Below are 3,369 nucleotides of genomic sequence, written 5' to 3' on the forward strand. Positions count from 1 at the left end.
ATAGTAAAAAAATTGAAGCCCATCAGGGTTTATTTGATATGCCTACTTTTATAAAATCTATAAAAGATAATAAAAAAGCTATATGGAAAGACCGCATTTTGTATAAAAATATACCTTAAGTTGATGGATGTGGGGTCCCGCCCCATGCCCATCAACTTAAAAAATTATAAAAAAATCATTTCAATATACCATGAAATGATTTTTTATTCACCTTAACTATTTGCTAAGTATTTCTCTATATTTTAGTTTGCGAGGATTCACATTATTTTCCACCTGTAATCTTGAATCGAATCCTTTTGCAATCTTTTTCCAATCTACCATTTTGAAATTCTGATTTACTATATTCCCATGATCCATATTCTCTCCATCCTGTGCTAGAAAAATGCCATTTGGATATTTTTCTCCTAATCCAAAACTCATTACATCAATACCGTCTGTATCACTCGTTCCATCAGTATTGTCACCATCAACAATAGCAAAATTTCCAATATACTCATTCTTGCCTTTACGGTCATACACTGCATAACTATTATTTCCCTGACTAGAAGCAATTAAATATCCTGTCCCATTTTTTCCGTAATATATCGTCAAACCCTCAATATCTGCTGTTAAATGGTTTCCATCTGCACCATCTACTTTAGCAATCGGTTGGTTTCCGCCGTCTGGTTCCGCATTGAATTTCCAAATTGCCACATCTTCTTCACCAATATATATTGTTCCATACTCATCATCCGCTACAATTCCTTCTGATTGAGAACTTAGCTTTAATTCACGTACTTTCTTTCCTTCTATCTTTCCTTTTCCATTATCAAATAACTCATATTGTTCAAAAGTTCCATCCTTCCCTGCAACTAATGCATAAAAAATACCCGTTTTTTGACTATGATAGAGACTAAACCCATATACTTCTTTCATGCTAGATTGAATGGGAGATCCCGTAATATTTTCTAATTCTCCTGTTTTAGGGTTTATCGCAAAAATATCGATTGTATTTGTAGAACGATTTGAAGCTGCCGCAATATCAATTTTTTTACCTCCAATGGGAAATCCATATCGTACATCAACATTATTTAGTTTTCCAAAGTTATACGAATATAGTTGCTTTCCTTTTAAATTGTAGACAGATATCCCATCTTCCTTATTCGTTCCAATAATTTTACTTTTTTCAGAATCATGAGGATGAACCCAAATTGCTGGATCATCAGCTGCATCACCCGCATTGGCAACTGCATCTGTTTCCTCTTTTGCTTCCACTTTTACAAGTTTTGAATGTTTCTGTTTCTCTTGCACACTTGAATTTGGAAGTTTTCCCGCCAAATCTGGTGTAGAATTTACTGTTGAAAATAATACACTCGTCATTAAAGCAACTGTTGATATTTCCTTTAACATTTGTAGTTCCCCCTAGAAAAAATAATTTTCTTTATCCTGTTAACTAGAACAGATACACTTTTCTTGTATTATTTTATCTATTAATCTTTAATTATTTATGTGTTTATTGTAAATTTTCAGAAAAGAATCACAGGTTCTATCGTAAGCAGAACGTTACGTGTATTGTGAAAATTATCAATCCAAAATTAAGTTGCATTATCCATAAAGTGAAACTTTAATCAGTGGAAATTTTCTTCATCCCCCACCTAACTTCTTTGCTTTCGCTGAATTTTGAGGTTGGGGTCTTACTGCCCGCGAATAGCGGGATAAATTTCAATTTCGAGGAGATTAAGTAAGTGAGAATAAAATGTAATACATCTATTCCCCTAAAAGGTTACTATCCCATCAGGCTAATATTTTGAAATATCCACAAAACGAAAATTTTATTATCTTACAGTTATTTATGAGAGTTTAACTCATTTTTTCGTTTTTGGGAGCAACCCATTTCTAAAGTTGATGGGCATGTGTGTTTACCCCACATCCATCAACTTAAGGATTTAGACTATTTTTGAAGTTAAAAGCACGTTACTATTTTCTTATGTTAATGAGAAAGGGTGACGTGCTTTTTATGAATATGCACCAAAAACAAGAGTTATCTTTATTTGCCGAGGAGCTATATCGATATATGTCTCCCGCTACACTTAATCAATTAGCTATAGAAGCAGGCGGGATGAAACGAAAACGCAAGTGCCACGGGCACCATTTCTTATCTTTGTGTGTATGGTTAAATCAACAAATCGCTACTACCTCTCTTACTCAACTTTGTAGTCAATTAGAAACTTCAACAGGAATTTTATTAAGTCCGGAGGGTCTTAATCGACGATTTAATCCGGCTTCAGTAGCCTTCTTTCGCACTGTATTTACTACACTTCTACAAGCTAAAATTGGAGGAGTATCTAAGATTTCTCATTCTCTTTCTTCTTATTTTGAACGGATTCTCGTCCTTGATTCTACAACCTTCCAAGTTCCAGATCGATTCGCAACTACTTATCCTGGTGCCGGAGGATGTAGTCATACAGCTGGTGTGAAAATTCAACTAGAGTATGACTTGTTGAGTGGAAAATTTTCTGATGTGGAAATTGAACCAGGAAAACGAAGTGATCAGGCATATAGTGCGACTCGAACAGGCATGGCACAAAAGAATGAACTATATATTCGTGACTTAGGATATTTTCGTCTACAAGATTTTAAGTCTATTCAAGATAAGCAAGGATATTATTTATCACGTCTTAAGTTACCAACTAAAATATATAGAAAAGAATTCGAAACAGTCGTATTTAAAACAAAACCCGCTCAATTGAGACCGGTATATATACAAATTCATTTGGAAGACATCATGAAACAATTACAACCTGGTCAAGTGTATGAATTACATGATGTATATGTGGGGAGTAAAGACAAGCTGCCTACTCGCATTGTGGTTTATAGATGTACCGAGGAGCAAAAACAGAAACGCCTACGTGATCGAGCTATTCGCGAAAAGAAAAAAGGAATTACATATACAGAGCGTACAAAACTTTTACAAGGCATTACGGTATATATGACAAACATTCCTACGGAATGGGTACCAAAAGAGAAAATTTATGATCTATATTCACTGCGTTGGCAAATTGAACTGTTATTTAAAATATGGAAATCTTGGTTTCAAATTCATCGTTGTAAATCTATTAAACAAGAACGCTTAGAATGTCACCTTTATGGGCAACTCATTAGTATTCTATTATGTTCTTCTACTATGTTTAAAATGCGAGAACTCCTGTTACGTAAGAAACAGAAAGAGCTAAGTGAATATAAAGCGATGTACATAATTAAGGATTATTTTTTACTTTTTTACAAAGCATTACACAAAAACACCCAAGAATTATCAAAGGTTCTCCTTCGTCTGTTTAACCTCCTACAGCACAACGGACGAAAATCTCATCGATATGAGAAAAAGACAGT

At 34.2% G+C, this 3,369-nt stretch carries 2 protein-coding genes; one reads left to right on the plus strand and one right to left on the minus strand.

Annotation, left to right across the window (positions count from 1 at the left end):
• Positions 1 to 216 precede the first annotated feature (216 nt).
• The gene (locus G9F74_RS29290) at positions 217 to 1,389 is read right to left on the minus strand and encodes a phytase (RefSeq protein WP_165406422.1); all 1,173 of its coding nucleotides are present in this window, start codon (positions 1,387 to 1,389) and stop codon (positions 217 to 219) included.
• A 607-nt stretch (positions 1,390 to 1,996) separates the two neighbouring features.
• On the opposite strand from G9F74_RS29290, the gene G9F74_RS29295 reads away from it, so the two are divergent.
• Positions 1,997 to 3,369: IS4 family transposase (locus G9F74_RS29295; RefSeq protein WP_165406423.1), on the plus strand; the 1,373-nt coding region annotated here is incomplete at its 3' end.

Origin of the sequence: Bacillus sp. EKM202B (assembly GCF_011066025.1) — a bacterium.
GTDB classification, from domain to species: Bacteria; Bacillota; Bacilli; order Bacillales; family Bacillaceae_G; genus Bacillus_A; species Bacillus_A toyonensis.